Raw genomic sequence first — 20,401 nt, 5'->3', positions numbered from 1 at the left:
CGTCGGGGACGCGGGGCTGTCTAGGTCGTGCGCATCGGGGCTGGCTGCGGATTCCTGGTGCGCACGGCGCACCCTACCTAATGCGGCGACAGTGTCATTCCTCCCCAGGCACCCCATGTCACAGGTAATTGGTACATAGCCTAATGAATTGGTACTTCGCCTACGGCTCGAATATGAACCCGGCGCGCATGCAGGCTCGCGGTCTGAGCGTGGTCGAGGCGCTGCCCGGGCGTTTGCCCGGCTACGGTCTGTGTTTCAACAAGCGCGCCATGGACCGTGCGCCGGGGCGCGCCTACGCCAATATTCGCCATCAGCGCGACGCTGTGGTGGAGGGCGTGCTCTATCGCCTGCAGGACGCTGACGAGATCGCCAAGCTGGATCATTTCGAAGGCACGCCGATCTATTACAGTCGCGAGTGCATGCCGGTTCTGACCAACCACGGCGTGCAGCCGGCCTGGGTGTATATCGCCAATCCGGTCTTTCGCGCCGAGGGCCTGCTGCCCAGCGCCGATTACCTGGCTCACCTGCTGGCTGGCCGCGAGCTTTTGTCCGAGCGTTACTGGTCGGCGTTGGCCGAGTTGCCCTTCCATCCCGACTGACCGGGGGCCAGGCCGCAGCTGTTCAGCAGCTCTTGCCAGCTGAGCACATGGCGCGCGGTGGCGCGTTCGAAGTCGGCCCAGAGCGAGGCGTCCTCGGCGCTGAGTTGCAGCAGATAGTCGCGGGTCGCCGCGGGGATCTGCGCCGTGCTGGCGAGCCGGCGCAGGCTGGCGCTCCAGCTCTGCCCGCGGCGATGGACCTGGGCCAGATAGGGCTGCAGGCTGCCGGCGTAATACTTGACGAAGATGTTCTGCACGATGCGGGCGCGGGCCGTGGCCTGCCCGGTGGGGCACAGCGGCCGTCGCTGTTGCCGGCTTTCCAGCAGTTGGCTGCCTTGTTCGAGGCTGTGAGTCAGGCTGGCCAGGCTGGTGATCAACTGGCCGCCTTGGTCGCTGGCATGCAGAGCAAAGAACAGCGCGTCGAGCTGCGCCGCCGCTGGCGGCAGGCGCTCGGGCAGGGCGCTGCCGATTTCGACCAGCTGCGCCAGAGCCTCCAGGGCGGCGTTGTCTTCGCCGGCGGCGGCCGGCAGCGCGGTTTCGGCAAAGCGCAGGTAACGCTCGACTTCGGCGCTGCCATTGAGGGCATTCCAGTACACCGCCGGCAGTTGCTGGCGCTTGGCGGCGGCCAGGGTTTCGAGGGTCTGGCTCAGCGCCGGGTCATCACTGCCGCGCATATGCGCGGCGCAGGCGTCTAGGCCGCGCAGCAGATCGCCTTCATAGGCCAGGCGGCTGCTGGGCGTGAGCTGTTTGCCCAGGCTGCTGTTGCGCTGGCTGATCTGTTGTTGCAGGGCGGGGCAGCGATGCACATCGATCAGCAGGTCGAGCAGGCTGATGCGCACCTCGGCAATCGCGATAAGTCGCTCGCGCCGGGGCGGCATCCGGTAGCGCGGCAGCTCGGCGCTGTCGAAGCTTTCGGGGCGGGGTTCGTCGAGGGCGTTGCTCAGGCGCTGCAGGTAGTCATCTTGCAGCGCCAGCCCCGAGTCCCCTGGGCTGCAGGCGCAGAGGCTGGCGAGGGCGGCGAGGAGCAGCAGGCGGGCGATCATCAGGCCATCTTAGCGGCTCGGATGCGTTTGCGCGCGCTACCGGCCAGGCGCACCGCAAGCATGCCGCCGGCGCAGGTCAGGCCCACCACCAGGCCTTGCCAGAGGCCACTGGGGCCGCTGGGCGCGCCGAGCCAATCGGACAGACCCAGGGCGTAACCCACCGGCAAGCCGATGCCCCAGTAGGCGAACAGGGTCAGGATCATGGTCACGCGGGTGTCCTGGTAGCCGCGCAGCGCACCAGCGGCGGTGACCTGGATGGCATCGGAAAACTGGAACAGCGCCGAGTAGACCAGCAGGGTGGTGGCCACCGCGATAACCGCAGGATCAGGGGTGTAGATCTGCGCGATCTGTTCACGAAGCAGCAACATCAGGCTGGCCGACAGGCAGGCGTAGGCCAGAGCCGCGCCCATGCTCACACCGGCGGCAAAACGCGCCTCGCGGGGCTCGCCGCGGCCCAGGGCCTGGCCGACGCGCACGGTAGCGGCCATGCCCAGGGAGTAGGGGATCATAAACACCATGGAGCTGAAGTTGAGGGCGATCTGGTGGCCGGCCACCACGGTGGCTCCCAGGCCGCCGATCAGCAGGGCGATCACGGCGAAGATGCTCGATTCGGCGAATACCGAAATGCCGATCGGCAGGCCGACCGACAACAGGCGCTTGAGCACCGGCCATTGTGGCCACTCGAAGTGGCTGAAGATTTTACTCGGCTGGTAGAACGGGGCCCACTTCACCCACCAGAGCATGCTCAGGAACATAAAGCCCATCACCAGCGCGGTGGCCCAGCCGCAGCCGACGCCGCCCATGGCCGGCAGGCCGAGCTTGCCGTAGATAAAGATGTAATTGAGCGGGATATTCAGCGCCAGGCCGCACAGGCCAATGACCATGCTCGGCCGGGTGTGACCGAGGCCGTCGCTGAAGCAGCGCAGCACGTGGTACAGCGCCACCGCCGGAAAACCGCAGGCCACGGCGCGCAGGTAGCCCATGGACGGCTCGATCAGGTCGGGGTCGACATTCATCAGGGTCAGGATGATTTCGGCATTCCACAGCAACACGGCAGCGGCCAGCCCCACCCCCAGAGCCAGCCACAGGGCCTGGCGTACCAGTGGGCCGATCTCGGTGTGGGTGCCTGCGCCATAACGCTGGGCGACCTTGGGTGTGGTGGCCAGCAGGATGCCGGTCATCAACAGAAATACCGGCACCCAGATCGAGTTGCCCAGCGCCACCGCTGCCAGATCCTGCGGGCTGACGCGGCCGGCCATCACAGTATCGACGAAGCCCATGGCGGTGTTGGCCAGCTGGGCAATGATGATCGGCGTGGCCAGCTTCAGCAGGCTGTACGCTTCGGTGCCGACGCGTTGTGGGCGGGTTTGGGCGAGCATGGAAATGTATCCGGCAGGGTGTCGGGAAACCGCGCAGTCTACGCTTTGACGGCTTGGTCAGGAAACCTTGTTGAGCAGTGTTTAAGTGCGGCGGGTGCATTGCCCTACTCAGCGTAGCCAAGCGCTGCCGGCGGGTTAGAATGCCGGCCTGATTTGCGGAGGCCTACATGCTCATAGTCGCTGACGAAAACATCCCCCTGCTTGATGAATTCTTTGCCGGTTTTGGCGAGATCCGCCGTTTGCCCGGCCGTGGCATCGATGCGGCCGCTGTCGCCGACGCCGACCTGTTACTGGTGCGTTCGGTGACCCAGGTTGATCGCGCGCTGCTCGAAGGCTCTGCGGTGAAGTTTGTCGGCACCTGCACCATCGGCACTGATCATCTGGACCTCGACTACTTTCAGCAGGCCGGCATCGCCTGGGCCAGCGCGCCGGGTTGCAATGCCCGTGGCGTGGTCGACTATGTGCTGGGCAGCCTGCTGGTACTGGCCGAGCAACAGGGTGTCGATTTGGCGACACGCACCTATGGGGTGATCGGCGCGGGACAGGTTGGCAGCCGTCTGCTCAAGGTGCTGCGCGGCCTGGGCTGGCGGGTGCTGGTCTGCGACCCGCCGCGTCAGGCAGCTGAGGGGGGCGATTTCGTCAGCCTGCAGCAGGTGCTGGATGAGTGCGACGTGATCAGCCTGCATACGCCGCTGGAGCGTCTGGGCGAGCATCCGACCCATCACCTGTTCGATGCCGCGCGCCTGGCCGCGCTGAGGCCGGGCAGCTGGCTGATCAATGCCAGTCGTGGCGCGGTGGTGGATAACCAGGCCCTGCGCGAGTTGCTGACACAGCGCAGCGATCTGCAGGTGGTGCTGGATGTCTGGGAAGGCGAGCCGCAGGCGGATGTCGAGCTGACTGCGCTGTGCCGCATCGCCACGCCGCATATCGCCGGCTACAGCCTGGACGGCAAGCTGCGCGGTACGGCGCAGATCTATCAGGCGTTGTGTCAGCACCTTGGCGTTGCGCCCAGTATCGAGCTGGCGCAGCTGATGCCCGCGCCCTGGCTGAGTGAGCTGACTATCGATGCCAGCGCCGCTCCGGCCTGGGCCTTGGCCAGTATCTGCCGCGCGGTGTATGACCCGCGCCGCGATGATGCGGATTTTCGCCGTAGCCTGCAGGGCGATGCGGCAACCCGGCGTGCGGCCTTTGACGGGCTGCGCAAGCACTACCCGATGCGCCGGGAAATCGACGGGCTCAAGGTTTGCGTAAAGGGTGATGCGCCGGCGTTGGTGAGCCTGGTGCAGGCGTTGGGCGCAAAGCTGGAGGGGTAGGGTGGATGGCGCTTCACCCATCCACCCTCTGCGGTTTTATGGTGGATGAAAAAAACGTCATCCAGCCTGCAACATTGCCCTGAGACGAATCTTACTTACGCTTGGCAGCTGGCTGCTGAGCTTTTTCCAGTGCGTTGCAAGCCTGCTGAATCATGTCTTCGGTGATCGGGATTTCGCGCCCCTGAGCATCGATGACAAAGCCGCCAATCGGCATTGGCGCAGGTTTGTGCGAGTTCTGTTGCGAGCGGTGCATGGCTTGTCTCCTTGTCAGTTGGCGCGAGTTTATGAGGGTTAAATGAAGGCGCTATGACAACTGCGATGGCATCAAACCGGCGCAGGGCACTGGGCCTCTTCACCCTCTGGATGGAGTTAAGCAGACACTGTGCCAGGCGCTCTCAGGTATTGAAATAGAGGATGTTATGGGGCTTTTCCATATTGGTCTGATTATCAACCCATTGGCCGGGCTGGGCGGCCCTGCGGGGTTCAAAGGCAGCGACGGCATGGCCGAGCAGGCCTTGGCTCTGGGCGTCGAGGCCAAGTCGGCGCTGCGTACGCAAACTGCCCTTGAGGTGCTGCTGCCGCTACGCGAGCGCCTGGAATTCGTCACCTTTCCCGGTGCCATGGGTGCCGACCTGCTGAGCGCGATGGGCTTTGCCCACCGTGTGGTCGGTGAACTGGGCGCGGACCCCAGCAGCGCTGCCGATACCCGTCAGGCCGTTGAGCTGCTGCAGGATGCCGGCGTGGCCTTGATTCTGTTCGCCGGTGGCGACGGCACGGCGCGGGATATCTGCGCGGCGGTACGTGAAGGTCAACCGGTGCTGGGGATTCCGGCTGGGGTAAAGATCCAGTCCGGGGTCTACGCCATCAGCCCGCGTGCGGCCGGCGAATTGACCGCGCGACTGATCGAAGGCGGCCTGGTGCGTCTGAGCAGTGGCGAAGTGCGCGATATAGATGAAAGCGCCCTGCGCGAAGGTCGCGTTACCGCGCGCTGGTACGGCGAGCTGACTGTGCCGCAAGAAGGCGGCTATGTGCAGCAGGTCAAGCAGGGCGGCGTGGAGTCCGAAGAGCTGGTGCTGAATGATCTGGCCGACTGGCTGCAGGACAGCTGGGAAGCCAATGTGCGCTATGTATTCGGTCCCGGCTCTACCCTGCATGGTCTGGCGCAGAATCTGGGCTTGCAGACCACCTTGCTCGGCGTCGACGTGATCGAGAACGGTCAGTTGCTGGCCAGCGATGTAACCGAAGCCCAGCTATTCGAACTGATTGATGGCCACCCGGCGCGCTTGCTGGTCACCGCCATCGGCGGCCAGGGCCATATCATCGGCCGCGGCAACCAGCAGATCAGCCCACGGGTGCTGCGCGCTATCGGCCTGGATCATTTGCGGGTGGTGGCGACCAAACGCAAGCTCGGCACCCTGGAGGGACGGCCCTTGCTGGTGGACAGTGGCGATACGGCGCTGGACGATGCCTTCCCAGATGTCGTGCGCGTGTGGGCCGGTTATAAGGAAGAGCTGCTGTATCCGGTGGGCAAGTAGCCGCTGAACTATCAAGGAGATGTTATGCGGGCGATTCTACTGTTCGCGTTGAGCATTCTGCTGAGCGCCCAGGCCTGGGCGCTGCAACCCGAGGCCCTGGTCACGGCCGCCCGCGAGCAGGTTGGCGTGACCCTGAGTTATGACCCAGCCTATCGCCGCCTGAGTTATCCCAATGGCGATGTACCGTTCAATACCGGGGTGTGTACCGATGTGCTGATCCGCGCGCTGCGCCAGCAGGGCCTGGATCTGCAGCAGGCGGTGCATCAGGACATGCGCGCGAACTTTCGCCTGTATCCAAAAAACTGGGGGCTAAGTCGGCCTGACAGCAATATCGATCATCGCCGCGTGCCCAACCTGATGACCTGGTTCAAACGCCAGGGCTGGGCGCTGCCGCTTGGTCAGGATGCCGAGCGCTATCGCCCCGGCGATATAGTGACCTGGGATCTGGGCGGCGGCCTGACCCATATCGGCATCATCAGCGACCGCCAGGTCGGCAACGGCGTACCTCTGGTGCTGCACAATATCGGCCGCGGTACCCAGGAAGAGGACATTCTTTTCAGCTTTAAAATTACCGGTCACTACCGTATTCCCGCAGCCTAAGGGCTGTGCAGAAGGAGTTGGGTATGCAGGAGCAAACACTTCCACCCCTTATCCAGCCCGGCGAGCGCGTGGTGCTGTTCGATGGGGTGTGCAAGCTGTGCAACGGCTGGGCGAAGTTTCTGATTCGCCATGACCCTGAACAGCGTTTTCGCCTGGCCTCGGTGCAATCGGCCGAGGGCCAGGCGCTATTGGCCTGGGGCGGTTTACCCACCGATCATTTCGACAGCATGGCGCTGATCGAGAATGGCCAGATGCTGCTGCGTTCGGAGGCGGTGCTGCGCATCGTCGCCCAACTGCCCAAGCCATGGCGCTTGCTGGCCTGGCTGCGGCTGATTCCGCGGCCCATACGTGACTGGTGTTATGACCGTATTGCGCTCAATCGCTACCGGCTGTTTGGTCGCTACGACAGTTGCCTAATACCAAACGCTGATCATGCCCGGCGCTTCTTGCATGACTGACCCCCGCCTGCGGCAGATCGCCTGGCTGGCGCGCATCGCCCTGGCCCTGGTGTTTATCTGGCACGGGTTGGTGCCGAAGATTCTCTGGCTCAGCCCGGATGAGCTGACGATGATCCAGGCCCATGGTTTACCGGCCCCCGAGTGGGTGGCGCGCATCGCCGGTCTGGCGGAAATCATCCTGGGTCTGTTGCTGCTTTGGCGGCGTCAGCGCTGGCCTTTGTTGCTGGCGGGGGTGCTGTTGATTGGGCTGCTGCTTGATGTGGCGCTATTGAGTCCCCATCTACTGCTGCAGGCGTTTAATCCGCTGACCACCAATCTCGCCGCTTTGGCGCTGTGTTGGGTGGCCTGGCGGGCGGAAACGCCGCAATCGCCTCCTCATTAACGGGCGTCAGCGCCTCTGCGAGCCTCCATGCTTTCGATCCTGTCTTCCCGTCAGCGCAATGCCCTGCGCATGGCCTGGCGCTTTATCGCGCCGTATCGCGGTCGCGTGTTTGGGGCCTTGCTGGCGCTGATGTTTACCGCCGCCATTACCCTGTCCATGGGCCAGGGCATCAAGCTGTTGGTCGACCAGGGCCTGGCGACCCAGTCGCCGGCGGCGCTGCAGCAATCGATCGGGCTGTTTTTTGTGCTGGTGCTGGCACTGGCGATCGGCACCTTCACCCGTTTCTACCTGGTGTCGTGGATTGGCGAGCGTTTTGTCGCCGATATCCGCAAGCGTGTGTTCAATCACCTGATCGAACTGCACCCAGGCTTTTATGAGAGCAACCGCAGCTCGGAGATTCAGTCGCGCCTGACTGCCGATACCACGCTGCTGCAATCGGTGATCGGCTCGTCGCTATCGATGGCGCTGCGCAACCTGATCATGTTGGTTGGCGGCAGCGTGCTGCTGGTGGTGACTAACGCCAAACTCAGCGGCATCGTGCTGATGGCGCTGCCGCTGGTGGTTGCGCCGATTCTGCTATTCGGCCGCCGCGTGCGCGCGCTGTCGCGGCAGAGCCAGGATCGGGTGGCGGATGTCGGCAGCTATGTCGGTGAGGTGCTGGGCCAGATCAAGACCGTGCAGGCCTACAACCATCAGGCCGAGGACAAGCGTCGTTTTGGCCTGTCCGCCGAGGCAGCTTTCGACGTCGCGCGCAAACGTATCGCCCAGCGCGCCTGGCTGATTACCGTGGTCATCGTGCTGGTGCTCGGCGCGGTGGGGGTGATGCTCTGGGTCGGCGGTATGGACGTAATCGCCGGGCGCATTTCCGGCGGCGAGCTGGCGGCCTTTGTCTTTTACAGCCTGATCGTCGGTTCGGCCTTTGGCACGCTTAGTGAGGTGATCGGTGAGCTACAACGCGCTGCCGGCGCTGCCGAGCGCATCGCCGAGTTGCTGCAGGCGCGCAATGAAATCACCCCACCGGCTACGGATGCTTTGCATCTGACCCAGCCGGTGCAGGGCCGCATCGAGCTGCAAGGGCTGCGTTTCGCCTACCCGTCGCGACCAGACAGTTTTGCCGTGGACGGTATCGACCTGCAGGTCGCCGCGGGGGAAACCCTGGCGCTGGTCGGCCCGTCCGGTGCCGGTAAGTCGACGCTGTTCGATCTGCTGCTGCGCTTTTTCGATCCGCAGCAGGGCAGCATCCTGATCGACGGTGTGCCGATTCAACAGCTCGACCCTCGTGAGCTACGTAGCAGCTTTGCGCTGGTGTCGCAGAACCCCGCGCTGTTCTTCGGCTCGGTGGAAGACAATATTCGCTACGGCAAAACCACTGCCAGCCTGGCTGAGGTCGAAGCTGCGGCCAAAGCCGCCCATGCCCACGAATTCATCATGAAACTGCCGGATGGCTACCAGACTCACCTCGGCGATGCCGGTTTGGGGTTGTCTGGCGGCCAGCGTCAGCGCCTGGCGATTGCTCGGGCATTGTTGGTGGATGCGCCGATTCTGCTCCTCGATGAGGCCACCAGCGCGCTGGATGCCGAGAGCGAATACCTGATTCAGCAAGCCTTGCCGCCTCTGATGGAAGGCCGCACCACTCTGGTAATCGCCCACCGCCTGGCCACGGTAAAGAGCGCCGACCGCATTGCGGTGATCGAACACGGCAAACTGGCGGCCATCGGCAGCCACAGCCAGCTGGTCAGCAGCAGCCCACTGTATGCGCGCCTGGCCGAGTTGCAGTTCAATACCGACAGCGTAGAAACCAGCTGAGAAAGGAAATCGCACAGTGTCAGATAAGGACTTCAAGGTTGTGGTGCTGGGCGGTTATGGCAATTTCGGCACGGTTATCGTCAATCGTCTGTGCAGCATTACCGGCATGCGGGTGTGGGTTGCCGGGCGCGATCTGGCCAAGGCCGAGGGCTTGGCGAGCCAGACGGGTTGCCAGGCGGTGCGTCTGGATGGCAATCAGGCTGACCTGGCCGAGCGACTGAGCGAATTGGGTACCGATTTGCTGATTTCCACCGCCGGCCCCTTTCAGGGCCAGGATTATCGTGTGGCCCAGGCCGCCATCGCCGCCGGCGCGCATTACCTTGACCTGGCCGATGCCCGCGAATTCGCCTGCGGCATAGGCGAACTTGACCAGGCGGCGCGCCAGGCCAATGTGCTGGTCAGCAGCGGTGCCAGTTCGGTGCCGGCTCTGAGTGCTGCGGTGATCGATCAGTTGCTGCCGCGCTTCAGCCGTCTGGACAGCATCTGGCACGGCATCAGCTCCTCGGAGAAAACCCCTGGGGTATCGACCCTGGCGGCGGTGCTCAACTATTGCGGCAAGCCGTTTCGCCAGTGGCGCGAGGGCCAGTGGCGTGAAGTCTATGGCTGGCAGGAGCTGAAGGCTCATGATTTTCCCGCGCCGCTGGGCCGGCGCTGGCTGGGCAATTGCGATATTCCCGATCTGGAGCTGTTTCCCGCGCGCTATGCGGGCGTGCGCAACGTGCGTTTTTCGGCAGGGGTAGGTTTGCGCGTGACCCAGTTCGGTACCTGGTTGCTGTCCTGGTTGGTGCGCGGTCGCCTACTGCGCAGCGGCGTACCCTTGGCCGGCTTGCTGCATCGCGGCGCGGTGCTGGTGGAGCCCTTCGGCGACCGCCTAAGTGGCATGTTCGTCAAGCTGCACGGGCTGGGCGCGGATGGCCAGCCCTTGGGCCTGTGCTGGGAATTGATCGCCCGCGACAACCATGGGCCGAATATTCCCTGCATGGCGGCGGTGGCGCTGGCGCGTAAATTGGCCGCCGGCAACCTCGAACAACGCGGTGCCATGCCCTGTATGGGGCTGCTTAGTGTCGACGAATACCTGGCCGAACTGGAGGGTCTGCAGATCGAAGCAGGCCTGCGCCCATGCTCTATCTAAGCCTTAAATGGTTGCACATCCTCAGCGCCACCGTGCTGGTGGGCGTGGGGTTCGGTAGCGCCTTCTACAAATGGATGATCGATCGCAGCGGTGATGTGCGGGCCATCGCCTATACGAGTCGCCTGGTGGTGCTGGCCGATTGGCTGTTCACCACCCCGGCGATCATCCTGCAACCGCTGACTGGTTTGTGGATGCTGCATATCGCCGGCTATTCGCTGAGCAGCACCTGGATCGCCTGGACTCTGCTGCTATATGTCCTGGCCGGGGTCTGTTGGCTGCCGGTGGTCTGGCTGCAGTACCGCATGCGCGCCCTGGCAGCGGCGGCGCTGGCGACCGATCAGGCGCTACAAGCGAGCTATTGGCGCTATGCGCGTATCTGGTTCTGGCTCGGTATCCCGGCCTTTTTCGCCATGTTGGCGATCTATGCACTGATGGTGTTCAAGCCACAGTAAGCGCCGATTGCGGACCGCACACCTGCCAGGCTACTGCTCGCCTGCATGTCACAGTGGCGGCTCAGAAGGCCTTGGCTTTCGGCTTGATGGTCGCCGCCGCACCCGCCGAGGCGAGGATGATGGCGCTGATCGCCAGCCATTGGTTGAAGGTCAGCCGCTCGCTGAGAAACAACAGGCCGGAGAGGGCGGCGATGGCCGGTTCCATGCTCATCAGCGTGCTGAAGGTGCGCGCCGGCAGTCGGGTCAGGGCGACCATTTCCAGGCTGTAGGGCAGCGCCGAAGACAGCACCGCCACACCCAGGGCGATGGGCAGCAGGTCCAGGGAGAACAGGCCGCTACCGGCTTGCCACAGACCAATCGGGAACACCAGCAGGGCGGCGACTATGGTGCCCAGGGCTACGGTCTGCTTGCCGTGCTCGGCCCCGGCCTTCTGCCCGAAGACGATATACAGCGCCCAGCACAGCCCGGCGGCCAGGGCCAGGGCCATGCCCACCGGATCGAGCGCTACATCGCTTTGCGCGGTGGGCAACAACAGCCAGAGGCCGAATACGGCCAGGGCGATCCAGACGAAATCCAGCAGTCGCCGCGACGACAGCAGGGCCAGGCCCAGCGGGCCGGTGAATTCCAAGGCCACGGCGATGCCCAGGGGAATGGTTTTCAGCGAGAGGTAGAACAGCAGATTCATGCCGCCCAGAGCCAGCCCGTAGGCCAGCAGCGAGCGGCAGGACTTCAGGGTCAGCTTGGCCTGCCAGGGGCGCATCAATACGCAGAGGATCAGCGCGCCCAGGCTCAGGCGCAGGGCGGTGGTGCCGGCTGCGCCGATCTCCGGGAACAGCCCCTTGGCCAGGGACGCGCCGCTCTGGATCGAGGTCATGGCGATCAGCAGCAATATGATCGGCAGGGTCACCAGGGAGAATTGCGTTGAGCGCGGCATGGGCGATTCCTTTGGCTTTATCCATCCGTTAATAAAAAAACCGGCCACTGGGGCCGGCTTTCAGGCACCAGGGCTAATGCTTAGCGGTATTCACACAGGTAGGCGGTGTCCACGGCGACCTTGAGCTGGAACTTGCTGTTGGCCGGTACGGTGAACTGGCTGCCGCTGGCGTAGGTGTCCCAGCTGTCGCTGCCCGGCAGCTTGACGGTGAGGGCACCGGCCACCACATGCATGACTTCCAGTTGGCTGGTGCCGAATTCGTACTCGCCTGCAGCCATTACGCCAATGGTGGCTGGGCCTTCAGCCATGCCGAAGGCGATGGATTTGACGGTGCCGTCGAAGTATTCATTGACCTTGAACATCTGCAGTTCCTCGAAAGGGGTTTAAAAAAGGCCCGCCAGTATGCCCAAGCGGTTTTTCTTCGTCATCTGCTTTGCGCGGGCAAAACCAGTGGCAGCAACCGAGCGGTATTGCGCGCATCGGTAAGGGCGCGGTGCTGTTGGCCCTGGAACTGCAAACCGGCCAGGCTCAGGGCCATTTTCAGGCCAATCGGGCGGGGCAGTTGGCGGGCTTCGGCGAAGCGTTTTTTCAGGTTTATATGAGGAATCTGGCTCAGGTAGCTGCTCAGCCCATGGTTGCGCCATTCCTGTTCGAACTGGCGGCGGTCGTAGTCGCCCCAGCTGACCCAGCCCGCCAGTTGCGGCTGATGGGCCAGCAACCAGCGTTCGAATTGCACCCATACCGCGCTCAGCGGCGCGGCGGCGTCGACATCGGCCTGGCTGATTTGCGTGAGCTGACGGCAGAAGTGGGTCAGGTGCGGGCGTCGGGTGGGCCGCACAAAGCGCTGGAAGTACTCGATTTCATGGCCGCCAGCGTTGACCAGGCTGACTCCTATTTCGATGATTTCCATCTCTGTGACCGGCCAGCCGCCTTCTTCGGTGGTGGCTTCCAGGTCTATTACCAGCCAATGCTGCATAAGCCCTCCTTTGCGTGCCGCGAGTATGGAAGCAGTCTCGGCGTTGGGTAAAGCCTGTTGGTCGGGTGTATTTATACAGTTTTGCCCTATGGCTGTACTGGCGCTGGGCCCATGTGGCGGGCATGCTTGCAGTCGGAAACCTGTCTGCAGTGCAGCGGGGAGAAACGCGCGCCGTTGATGGCGCATGGATTTGGAGGTGTGTATGGCGAAGGTAGCCTTTATCGGGCTGGGTGTTATGGGGTATCCGATGGCGGGGCATCTGGCGCGCGCCGGCCATCAGGTATGCGTGTACAACCGCACGGCGGCCAGGGCCGAGCAATGGCTCAGCGAATTTTCCGGGACCTCTGCGGCTACCCCGCGTGAGGCGGCTGCCACTGCCGAGTTGGTAATGGTCTGCGTGGGCAACGATGCCGATCTGCGTGGCGTGGTGCTGGGCCCGGACGGTGCTTTCGCCGGCATGGCGGCCGGTGCTGTGCTGGTCGACCACACCACGGCCTCGGCCAATGTCGCTCGCGAACTGGCCGCAGAGGCCGGCGAACTGGGGCTGGGCTTTGTCGATGCGCCGGTGTCCGGCGGTCAGGCCGGGGCGCAGAATGGCGTGCTGACCATCATGGTCGGCGGTGAGGCGGCGACCTATGCCAAGGTCGAGCCCGTGATTCAGGCCTATGCGCGCATGGCGCGCTTGATGGGTGAGGCGGGCAGCGGCCAGCTGACCAAGATGGTCAACCAGATCTGCATCGCCGGCCTGGTCCAGGGCTTGTCCGAGGCTCTGCATTTCGCCCAGTGCGCCGGGCTCGATGCTCACGGCGCGATGGAGGTGATCAGCAAGGGCGCGGCCCAGTCCTGGCAGCTGGAAAACCGCCACAAGACCATGCTGGCCGGCGAGTTCGAGCATGGCTTCGCGGTGGACTGGATGCGCAAGGACCTGTCGATTCTGCTCGACGAGGCCCGCAGCAACGGCGCGCAGTTGCCGGTTACTGCTCTGGTCGATCAGTTTTATGCCGATGTACAGGCCATGGGCGGCGGGCGCTGGGATACCTCCAGTCTGCTGACCCGTCTGAAGGGGCGCGGCTAGCCGGTATATTCGCGGTCTGCTGCCAGGTGTTGGAGCGGCTGATATCAGATTATTGGCAGATAACGCCGCGATAGCCTGGCACCTGGTCACTGCTGGCTATACTGCTGCTGGCAGACCGTGCTTGCGCGGCTGCGGTTTCTCACTGGCGGGTATCTCTCATGGACGACCAGCTAGCCTTTCGCGCCGACGACCAGCCCAACAGTGCCAGCCCCGCTGTCTGGCGGGTCCTGGCGGTTGACGACGATGTGGATTTTCAGCGGGCTACGGCGTTTGCCTTGGGTGAGCTGGACGTGCTCGGTGGCCGTATCGAGTTGCTGCAGGCCTTCAGCTGCCGCGAGGCTGCGCTGCTGCTGGCCCGGGAGCGGGACATCGCCCTGGTGTTGCTCGATGTGGTGTTGGAGACCGAGGACGCCGGCCTGCGCCTGATCAAGGCCCTGCGCGAGGTCATCGGCAACAGCGAGACCCGTGTGGTGCTGCTGACCGGCGAACCCGGCCGGGCACCGGCCTACGAGGTGATGCGCGACTACGATATCAATGACTACTGGAGCAAGAGCGAGCTGAGTGCCGAGCGCCTGCTGACGGTACTCACCGCCGCGGTGCGCGGTTATGCCCAGCTCAAGGCGGTGGCCAGCGCCCGCCGCGGCCTGCAGATGATCGTTGAATCAAGCAATGCGTTGTTCTGCTCGAAGAATACCCGCGAACTGTCGTCCAAGATCCTCTCCGAGATTGCCGTGCTGCTCAATCTGCAAGCCGAGGGCATCGTCTGCGTACGGGCCGAGGGGGCCGAGGAGGGCGAGGAGGGAGTCGCGCCCAGGGCGCGGATCATCAGTGCCAGCGGGCGCTTTGTGCGCAACGTCGATGCCAGCCTGGACAGTCTGGACAGTCCCGAGGTGGCCGCAGTGCTGCGCCGCAGCCTGCAGGAGCAGCAGACCCTGTGTCTGAGCGATTGCACCGTATTGTTCTTTCCGCGCTTCCAGGCGGGCGCCGACTACGCCTGCTACGTTGCCACCGAACGGGCGCTGAACGACACCGAGCAGGAACTGCTCAAGGTGTTCAGCGCCAGTATCAGCCGCGGCCTGTACAACGTCGCTTTGTTCAGCCGTCTGGAGGAAATGGCCTACCAGGACGATCTGCTGAAGATCCCCAACCGCAACGCCCTGATCCGCATGCTCGACATGATTCTCAAGGATGAGTCCAAGGCCGAGCGGGTGCTGGTATTGATCGATATCGACAATTTTTCCGGAGCCAACACCGCCTTCGGCACCGGTTATGGCGACTTTATCCTCGGCCTGGTGGCGAAGAAGCTGCGCGATGCCTTCGATGGCAATGTGCTAATCGCCCGGGTGCGCGACGACCTGTTTGCCATTCTCGGGCCCCAGACACAGGTCAGCGCCGCCGCCATCGTGGCTTTGTTTCGGCGGCACACGCGGTCTTACGAGCTGGGCCAGGTGCACAGTCTGAGCAGCGTGACCATGCACCTGGGCGACTTTACCGGCTCGGCCGGCGTGGCGCTGCAGGATGCCCTGCTGACGCTTAAACAGGCCAAGCGCGCTGGCCATGACCAGCACACGGTCTACGATCCCCGCCTGCTCGGGGCTCATGCCGAAGCCTACCGCATGCTGCTGGCCCTGCGCGATGCGGTCGAGGCGGGGCATATCAGCGTGCAGTTGCAGCCGCAGATCGACCTGCAGACGCGCCGCGTGACCGGGGTCGAAGCCCTGGCACGCTGGCGCAAGGCCGATGGCAGCATGGTGCCGCCGCTGAGCTTTATCCCTCTTGCCGAAGCCACCGGCTATATCCTGCCGCTGGGCGATCTGCTGATGCGCCTGGCCCTGCAGGCGGCGAAAGAACTGGCCGACGCCGGTTACGGGGATATCCGCGTGGCGGTCAACGTCTCTGCGCCGCAGTTACTCCAGCATGACTTTATCGAGCGCTTCGTCGCCCATCTGCGGGCCGCGGGTGTTCGCCCCCAGCAGGTCGAGGTGGAAATTACCGAGTCGGTGGCCATGCGCACCTTCGATACCGTGTGCGAGAAGCTGCGGGCGTTGCGCGAGATGGGCGTGAATGTGGCCATCGACGATTTCGGCACCGGTTTTTCATCGCTCAGTTATCTGCGCCTGCTGCCGGCCGACCGACTGAAGATCGACCGCAGTTTCGTCCTCGAAATCGGCCAGGTCAGCGATGACAAGATGATCGCCGAGGCGGTGATCCAGATTGCTGCCCGGGTCGGCATGCAGGTGATCGCCGAGGGCGTCGAAACTCGCCAGCAGGCGGACTGGATCCTTGAGCATGGCTGTCGCGAGGCCCAGGGCTACCTGTTTGCCAAAGCCATGAGCTGCAGCGATTTGCTGGGTTGGCTGGATAGCTGGCCGGGGGCGCGGGCTTGAGGTTGAAACGCTGGCGCGAGGGCATGCTGGCCCGGCCGGTCAGGCGTAACCTGCTGCTGTTGTTCGTGCCCTGGACGCTGTTGATTCTGCTGCTGATGGCCTTGCTCTACGAGCGCCTGCTGGACGCCCGGCTCGAGCCGCTACTGCGGGACCAGCAGAACAGCCTGAACGAAGGCCTCGGCGTGCTCAGCCGGCACCTGGCGATGCTGCGCGGCCATGTCCAGTTTCTGACCCAGCAGCCCCTGCTGGCCGAGGCGGTTGAGCAGCCCAGTGCGGCCAATCTGGATGACCTGGGCCGGCTGTTTGTCGAGTTCGAGCTGAGCAGCGGGGTGTATGACCAGATACGCTGGCTGGACGAAACCGGTGCCGAACGGGTGCGGGTCGACTGGCGTGATGGTCAGGCGCGGGTCGCGGCTGTCGAGCAACTGCAGAACAAGGCGCAGCGCTACTACTTCGTCGAGACCATGAACCTGCCCAAGGGCAGTTTCTATTTGTCGCGCTTGGACCTCAATCAGGAATACGGCGAACTGGAACGGCCGCTCAAGCCGACCTTGCGCGGTGCGGCTCCGGTGTTCGATGGCGAGGGCAACAGGCGCGGCGCGCTGGTGCTGAATTATCTGGGGCAGGTGCTGCTGCAACGTTTGGGCGAGGTGTCGAGCCGCTACGGCGGCAACCTGGCGCTGCTCGATCATGAAGGCTACTGGATGCTGGCCGCGACCGCCGAAGATGCCTGGGGCTATTTGCTGGGGCGACCCGAAGCGACCCTTGCCAGTCGTCATCCGGCCAGTTGGCGACGTCTACAGGCGCAGCAGAGCGGCACCTTTGTCGATCACGCGGGCTACTGGGCCTACAACCACTTCGACCCCGGGCAGGCCATGGCGGTGACCCATGGCAACCATGACCATGCCGAGCACTGGCTGCTGGTGTCGCGGCTGCCCCATGAGCAGGTCCAGGTGCTGCGTTTCGAGGTGTTCTGGCAGGTGCTGCTGTTTGTCTGCGTGATGCTGTCGTTGGGGCTTGTGGTGGCACTGCGCCTGGGCCTGGCCGAGCAGGCCCGTGACGAGGTGCAGCGTGCCTTAATGGCCAGTAGCGAGGCAGTGCGGCACAGTAATGACGAACTGCGCGAGACGGTGGAACAGCTGCAGCGCACCCGCGGGGCTCTGTTGCAGGCGGAGAAGCTCTCGTCCCTGGGTACCCTGGTGGCGGGGGTTGCCCACGAGCTGAATACGCCGATTGGTGCCGCCAGTGTGGCGGCCTCGACCCTGGACAAGGGTAACAAGGCCATCCAGCGGGACCTGGGGCAGGGCTTGCAGCGCACCGCCCTTGAGCATTTTCTACAGCGTAACGATCAGGGTCTGGCGATTATTCTCACCAGCCTGGGGCGTATGGCGCAGCTGACCCGGGCGTTTAAGCAACTGGCCAGTGACCGGGCCAGTACCGAGCGGCGCAGCTTCGATCTGGTCGAACTGGTACACGAGGTCATGCTGCTGTTTACCCCCAAGCTGAAGCAATCGTCGCATCAGGTTCGCCTGGAGTTGCCTGAGCAGCTGGTACTGGATAGTTACCCAGGCCCCCTGGGGCAGATTCTGCAAAATCTGGTCGACAATGCCCTGACCCATGCCTTCGAACCGGACAGTCAGGGGCTGGTGACCGTGCGGGTCGAGTACGACCGGCTCAAGCACCAGTGCCTGATCGAGGTGCTGGATAACGGCTGCGGTATCGCCAGCGAGGTACTGGGCAAGATCTTCGATCCCTTCTTTACCACCCGCCGCGGCCGTGGCGGCACAGGCCTGGGTCTGTATATCACCCATCAGCTGGCGGTCGATGTGCTCGGTGCCGAGTTGCAGGTGCGCAGCGCGCCGGGGCAGGGCACGCAGTTCAGCCTGCGCCTGGCGCTGGTCTGAATCGCCATGGCACAGGCTGCTAAAACACCGGCATGCGACGTAGAATTGCCGGCTTGAGTCTCTTGAGGTCATCCTTCGATGAAATGCCGTGCCGGTTGCGGTGCCTGCTGTATTGCGCCATCGATCAGTTCGCCGATTCCCGGTATGCCCCAGGGCAAACCGGCGGGGGTGCGTTGCGTGCAGTTAACCGCGGAAAATTACTGTGCGATCTTCGGCCAGCCCGGGCGTCCGGCGGTGTGCTCGGCCTTCAGTGCCGACCCGGATGTCTGCGGCGCGAGCGACGAGGAGGCGATTCGCCTGCTCGGCTGGCTGGAGCAAAGTACGGCCATCGCAGTCTGAGTATCGATAGCCTGGCGGCGGAGAGCGGATGAACGGACTGGGGCGGTGGTTGCTGGGTGCGGTACTGATGCTGGGGCTTGCCCAGGTGCAGGCCGCGCAATGGCGGCTGGTCAAGGATGAAGCGGGCATTCGGGTCTATCTGCGACAGGTTCCCGGTTCGAGCTTTCAGGCCTTTCGTGGTGTTACTCGTATACGGACGGATATGCCGCGCTTATTGGCCTTGCAGGATGATGTCAGTGCGGCGTGCGCTTGGATTCATGCCTGCAGCGAACAGCGCCTGCTCAAGCATGAGGGCAATCTGAGCTGGGCCTACAGCCGCTTTCATACGCCCTGGCCGGTGCAGCCGCGTGATTCGATCCTGCAGGTGACTACCACCCGCGACGCCGATGGCCGGGTAACCCGCACCCTGCATGGGGTGGCCGATTATTTGCCGCTGCAGCCAGGCTTTGTGCGGGTCAGCAAGGTTGAAGGGTTCTGGAGCCTTACGCCCCTCGATGGCGAGATCGAAGTGGTCTACCAGGTGCATTCCGAGCCGGGTGGCAGCGTGCCGGCCTGGCTGGCCAACAGCTTTGTCGTGGATGCGCCGTTCAACACCTTGCAGGGGCTGCGTCAGTTGGCTGAGCAGCGATAGCGCTGGTTAATTCAGATATGAAAAAGGCTGCCCGAGGGCAGCCTTCTTTGCGGCGAGAGCTGAATTACTTCTTCATATCGCGCTGCGGGTAGCCGGTGTACAGCTGGCGCGGACGGCCAATCTTGTACGGGCTGGAGAGCATTTCCTTCCAGTGCGAAATCCAGCCGACGGTCCGCGCCAGGGCGAAGATCACGGTGAACATGCTGGTCGGAATGCCGATGGCCTTGAGGATGATGCCCGAGTAGAAATCGACGTTCGGGTACAGCGAACGCTCGATAAAGTACGGGTCGGTCAGGGCGATCTCTTCCAGGCGCATGGCCAGTTCCAGCTGCGGATCGTTGGTGATGCCCAGTTCGGCCAGTACTTCGTCGCAGGTCTGCTTCATCACAGTGGCGCGCGGGTCGCGGTTCTTGTAGACCCGGTGACCGAAGCCCATCAACTTGAACGGATCGTTCTTGTCTTTGGCCTTGGCGATATAGGCGTCGATGTTGTCCACGCTGCCGATCTCGTCGAGCATGCTCAGCACCGCTTCGTTGGCACCGCCATGGGCCGGACCCCAGAGGGCGGCGATACCAGCAGCGATACAGGCGAACGGGTTGGCACCCGAGGAGCCTGCCAGGCGCACGGTGGAGGTGGAGGCGTTCTGCTCATGGTCGGCGTGCAGGATAAAGATCTTGTCCATCGCCTTGGCCAGCACCGGGCTGATCGGTTTGATCTCGCACGGGGTGTTGAACATCATGTGCAGGAAGTTTTCCGCGTAGTTCAGGTCGTTACGCGGGTACATCATAGGCTGACCCATGGAGTACTTGTAGGTCATGGCGGCGATGGTCGGCATCTTGGCGACCAGGCGCATGGCCGAGACTTCGCGGTGATGCGGGTTATTGATGTCCAGCGAGTCGTGATAGAAGGCCGAAAGGGCTCCGACCACGCCGCACATGATGGCCATCGGGTGGGCATCGCGGCGGAAGCCGTTGAAGAAGGTCTTCAGCTGCTCGTGAACCATGGTGTGGTTCTTGATGGTGCTGACGAATTTGGCCTTTTCCTCTGCGTTCGGCAGTTCGCCGTTGAGCAGCAGGTAGCAGGTTTCCAGGTAGTCCGATTGCTCGGCCAGCTGTTCGATGGGGTAGCCGCGGTGCAGCAAAATGCCCTGATCGCCGTCAATATAGGTGATCTTCGACTCGCACGAGGCGGTGGACATAAAGCCAGGATCAAAAGTGAAACGGCCCGTGGCGGTTAAGCCCCGCACGTCAATTACATCGGGACCAACGGTGCCGGTTAAAACGGGCAGCTCGACGGGGGCAGCGCCCTCGATGATCAACTGCGCTTTTTTGTCAGCCATGTGTGGCCTCCTAGTTATGCTTGAAATCATCTGACAGCCCCCCACGCAGGGCCCGCACCACTATAGTGGGATAAATTCTAATGTCAATTTGCGAAAACCCAGACGGCAGAAGGGTTTGCG

The 20,401-nt window shown here is 63.5% G+C and carries 21 protein-coding genes; 14 read left to right on the top strand and 7 right to left on the bottom strand.

The genetic code is table 11. The features are described from left to right. The first annotated feature begins 143 nt into the window (after window positions 1-143). Window positions 144-599, top strand: coding sequence for a gamma-glutamylcyclotransferase family protein (locus WMW70_RS10290; protein WP_341437413.1), 456 nt, complete (start codon window positions 144-146; stop codon window positions 597-599). On the opposite strand, the gene WMW70_RS10285 is transcribed toward WMW70_RS10290, so the two are convergent. Together WMW70_RS10285 and WMW70_RS10280 are read right to left on the bottom strand one after the other, a co-directional pair. Then, window positions 557-1,639, bottom strand: a complete 1,083-nt coding sequence (locus WMW70_RS10285) for a DUF3080 family protein (protein WP_341437412.1) — start codon at window positions 1,637-1,639, stop codon at window positions 557-559. The genes WMW70_RS10290 and WMW70_RS10285 overlap by 43 nt on opposite strands. Further along, window positions 1,639-3,018: an MATE family efflux transporter gene (locus WMW70_RS10280; protein WP_341437411.1), complete on the bottom strand. Its 1,380-nt coding sequence runs from the start codon at window positions 3,016-3,018 to the stop codon at window positions 1,639-1,641. Before WMW70_RS10280 ends, WMW70_RS10285 begins: the two co-directional genes overlap by 1 nt. Before the next feature lie 167 nt (window positions 3,019-3,185). Here WMW70_RS10280 and pdxB point away from each other — a divergent pair, with 167 nt between their 5' ends. After that, window positions 3,186-4,331 carry a 4-phosphoerythronate dehydrogenase PdxB gene (gene pdxB / locus WMW70_RS10275; protein WP_341437410.1) on the top strand — a complete coding sequence of 382 codons (1,146 nt, stop codon included), beginning with the start codon at window positions 3,186-3,188 and terminating at the stop codon, window positions 4,329-4,331. A gap of 91 nt (window positions 4,332-4,422) precedes the next feature. Here pdxB and WMW70_RS10270 read toward each other — a convergent pair whose 3' ends face one another. Next, window positions 4,423-4,584, bottom strand: a complete 162-nt coding sequence (locus WMW70_RS10270; RefSeq protein ID WP_341437409.1) for a PA1571 family protein — start codon at window positions 4,582-4,584, stop codon at window positions 4,423-4,425. A 166-nt stretch (window positions 4,585-4,750) separates the two neighbouring features. On the opposite strand from WMW70_RS10270, the gene WMW70_RS10265 reads away from it, so the two are divergent. From WMW70_RS10265 to WMW70_RS10235, 7 genes are read left to right on the top strand one after another with little or no spacing between them, the layout of a single operon-like run. After that, window positions 4,751-5,866 (top strand): ATP-NAD kinase family protein, encoded by a 1,116-nt coding sequence (locus WMW70_RS10265; RefSeq protein ID WP_341437408.1) that lies wholly within the window; start codon window positions 4,751-4,753, stop codon window positions 5,864-5,866. Between the two features lie 24 nt (window positions 5,867-5,890). Then, window positions 5,891-6,466 carry a DUF1287 domain-containing protein gene (locus WMW70_RS10260; RefSeq protein ID WP_341437407.1) on the top strand — a complete coding sequence of 192 codons (576 nt, stop codon included), beginning with the start codon at window positions 5,891-5,893 and terminating at the stop codon, window positions 6,464-6,466. Window positions 6,467-6,489: 23 nt separating this feature from the next. Next, window positions 6,490-6,924 (top strand): thiol-disulfide oxidoreductase DCC family protein, encoded by a 435-nt coding sequence (locus WMW70_RS10255; RefSeq protein WP_341437406.1) that lies wholly within the window; start codon window positions 6,490-6,492, stop codon window positions 6,922-6,924. Beyond that, on the top strand, window positions 6,917-7,306 hold the full coding sequence (locus WMW70_RS10250; protein ID WP_341437405.1) for a DoxX-like family protein: 390 nt from the start codon (window positions 6,917-6,919) through the stop codon (window positions 7,304-7,306). Before WMW70_RS10255 ends, WMW70_RS10250 begins: the two co-directional genes overlap by 8 nt. Before the next feature lie 27 nt (window positions 7,307-7,333). Further along, window positions 7,334-9,112 carry an ABC transporter transmembrane domain-containing protein gene (locus WMW70_RS10245; RefSeq protein WP_341437404.1) on the top strand — a complete coding sequence of 593 codons (1,779 nt, stop codon included), beginning with the start codon at window positions 7,334-7,336 and terminating at the stop codon, window positions 9,110-9,112. A gap of 16 nt (window positions 9,113-9,128) precedes the next feature. Beyond that, window positions 9,129-10,244 (top strand): saccharopine dehydrogenase family protein, encoded by a 1,116-nt coding sequence (locus tag WMW70_RS10240; RefSeq protein ID WP_341437403.1) that lies wholly within the window; start codon window positions 9,129-9,131, stop codon window positions 10,242-10,244. Further along, complete coding sequence (locus tag WMW70_RS10235; protein WP_341437402.1) at window positions 10,232-10,696, top strand: DUF2269 family protein; 465 nt, start codon at window positions 10,232-10,234, stop codon at window positions 10,694-10,696. Before WMW70_RS10240 ends, WMW70_RS10235 begins: the two co-directional genes overlap by 13 nt. Before the next feature lie 61 nt (window positions 10,697-10,757). Here the strand turns inward: WMW70_RS10235 and rhtA are convergent, their stop codons facing one another. From rhtA to WMW70_RS10220, 3 genes are all read right to left on the bottom strand, one after another. Continuing rightward, window positions 10,758-11,630, bottom strand: a complete 873-nt coding sequence (gene rhtA / locus WMW70_RS10230; RefSeq protein WP_341437401.1) for a threonine/homoserine exporter RhtA — start codon at window positions 11,628-11,630, stop codon at window positions 10,758-10,760. Between the two features lie 80 nt (window positions 11,631-11,710). Next, a complete protein-coding gene (gene ppnP / locus WMW70_RS10225; RefSeq protein ID WP_325506547.1) occupies window positions 11,711-11,992 on the bottom strand; it encodes a pyrimidine/purine nucleoside phosphorylase in 282 nt (93 codons plus the stop codon). Window positions 11,993-12,054: 62 nt separating this feature from the next. Next, entirely contained in the window at window positions 12,055-12,606 is a 552-nt protein-coding gene (locus WMW70_RS10220; RefSeq protein WP_341437400.1) for an exonuclease domain-containing protein, read from the bottom strand. Between the two features lie 202 nt (window positions 12,607-12,808). Between WMW70_RS10220 and WMW70_RS10215 the strand changes: the two genes are divergently transcribed. The 5 genes from WMW70_RS10215 (at window position 12,809) to WMW70_RS10195 (ending at window position 18,942) form a co-directional block, all read left to right on the top strand. Beyond that, the gene (locus WMW70_RS10215; RefSeq protein ID WP_341437399.1) at window positions 12,809-13,681 is read left to right on the top strand and encodes an NAD(P)-dependent oxidoreductase; all 873 of its coding nucleotides are present in this window, start codon (window positions 12,809-12,811) and stop codon (window positions 13,679-13,681) included. 158 nt (window positions 13,682-13,839) lie between these two features. Next, window positions 13,840-16,068: a putative bifunctional diguanylate cyclase/phosphodiesterase gene (locus WMW70_RS10210; RefSeq protein ID WP_341437398.1), complete on the top strand. Its 2,229-nt coding sequence runs from the start codon at window positions 13,840-13,842 to the stop codon at window positions 16,066-16,068. Then, entirely contained in the window at window positions 16,065-17,972 is a 1,908-nt protein-coding gene (locus WMW70_RS10205) for a sensor histidine kinase (RefSeq protein WP_341437397.1), read from the top strand. Before WMW70_RS10210 ends, WMW70_RS10205 begins: the two co-directional genes overlap by 4 nt. Before the next feature lie 78 nt (window positions 17,973-18,050). Next, window positions 18,051-18,311, top strand: a complete 261-nt coding sequence (locus tag WMW70_RS10200; protein WP_341437396.1) for a YkgJ family cysteine cluster protein — start codon at window positions 18,051-18,053, stop codon at window positions 18,309-18,311. 28 nt (window positions 18,312-18,339) lie between these two features. Beyond that, window positions 18,340-18,942 carry an START domain-containing protein gene (locus tag WMW70_RS10195; protein WP_341437395.1) on the top strand — a complete coding sequence of 201 codons (603 nt, stop codon included), beginning with the start codon at window positions 18,340-18,342 and terminating at the stop codon, window positions 18,940-18,942. A gap of 64 nt (window positions 18,943-19,006) precedes the next feature. Here the strand turns inward: WMW70_RS10195 and gltA are convergent, their stop codons facing one another. Next, complete coding sequence (gene gltA / locus WMW70_RS10190; RefSeq protein ID WP_341437394.1) at window positions 19,007-20,281, bottom strand: citrate synthase; 1,275 nt, start codon at window positions 20,279-20,281, stop codon at window positions 19,007-19,009. Window positions 20,282-20,401 lie beyond the last annotated feature (120 nt).

The organism is Pseudomonas sp. XK-1 (assembly GCF_038069885.1).
Lineage (GTDB): Bacteria > Pseudomonadota > Gammaproteobacteria > Pseudomonadales > Pseudomonadaceae > Aquipseudomonas.
The sequence above is the reverse complement of the archived record's forward strand: the minus strand, read 5'-3'. Positions and strand labels throughout refer to the sequence as shown.

Coding starts and splice junctions, on each gene's coding strand:
- WMW70_RS10290 (WP_341437413.1), top strand. CDS start 144: ATGAATTGGTACTTCGCCTACGGCTCGAATATGAACCCGGCGCGCATG.
- WMW70_RS10285 (WP_341437412.1), bottom strand. CDS start 1,639: ATGATCGCCCGCCTGCTGCTCCTCGCCGCCCTCGCCAGCCTCTGCGCC.
- WMW70_RS10280 (WP_341437411.1), bottom strand. CDS start 3,018: ATGCTCGCCCAAACCCGCCCACAACGCGTCGGCACCGAAGCGTACAGC.
- pdxB (WP_341437410.1), top strand. CDS start 3,186: ATGCTCATAGTCGCTGACGAAAACATCCCCCTGCTTGATGAATTCTTT.
- WMW70_RS10270 (WP_341437409.1), bottom strand. CDS start 4,584: ATGCACCGCTCGCAACAGAACTCGCACAAACCTGCGCCAATGCCGATT.
- WMW70_RS10265 (WP_341437408.1), top strand. CDS start 4,751: ATGGGGCTTTTCCATATTGGTCTGATTATCAACCCATTGGCCGGGCTG.
- WMW70_RS10260 (WP_341437407.1), top strand. CDS start 5,891: ATGCGGGCGATTCTACTGTTCGCGTTGAGCATTCTGCTGAGCGCCCAG.
- WMW70_RS10255 (WP_341437406.1), top strand. CDS start 6,490: ATGCAGGAGCAAACACTTCCACCCCTTATCCAGCCCGGCGAGCGCGTG.
- WMW70_RS10250 (WP_341437405.1), top strand. CDS start 6,917: ATGACTGACCCCCGCCTGCGGCAGATCGCCTGGCTGGCGCGCATCGCC.
- WMW70_RS10245 (WP_341437404.1), top strand. CDS start 7,334: ATGCTTTCGATCCTGTCTTCCCGTCAGCGCAATGCCCTGCGCATGGCC.
- WMW70_RS10235 (WP_341437402.1), top strand. CDS start 10,232: ATGCTCTATCTAAGCCTTAAATGGTTGCACATCCTCAGCGCCACCGTG.
- rhtA (WP_341437401.1), bottom strand. CDS start 11,630: ATGCCGCGCTCAACGCAATTCTCCCTGGTGACCCTGCCGATCATATTG.
- ppnP (WP_325506547.1), bottom strand. CDS start 11,992: ATGTTCAAGGTCAATGAATACTTCGACGGCACCGTCAAATCCATCGCC.
- WMW70_RS10220 (WP_341437400.1), bottom strand. CDS start 12,606: ATGCAGCATTGGCTGGTAATAGACCTGGAAGCCACCACCGAAGAAGGC.
- WMW70_RS10215 (WP_341437399.1), top strand. CDS start 12,809: ATGGCGAAGGTAGCCTTTATCGGGCTGGGTGTTATGGGGTATCCGATG.
- WMW70_RS10210 (WP_341437398.1), top strand. CDS start 13,840: ATGGACGACCAGCTAGCCTTTCGCGCCGACGACCAGCCCAACAGTGCC.
- WMW70_RS10200 (WP_341437396.1), top strand. CDS start 18,051: ATGAAATGCCGTGCCGGTTGCGGTGCCTGCTGTATTGCGCCATCGATC.
- WMW70_RS10195 (WP_341437395.1), top strand. CDS start 18,340: ATGAACGGACTGGGGCGGTGGTTGCTGGGTGCGGTACTGATGCTGGGG.
- gltA (WP_341437394.1), bottom strand. CDS start 20,281: ATGGCTGACAAAAAAGCGCAGTTGATCATCGAGGGCGCTGCCCCCGTC.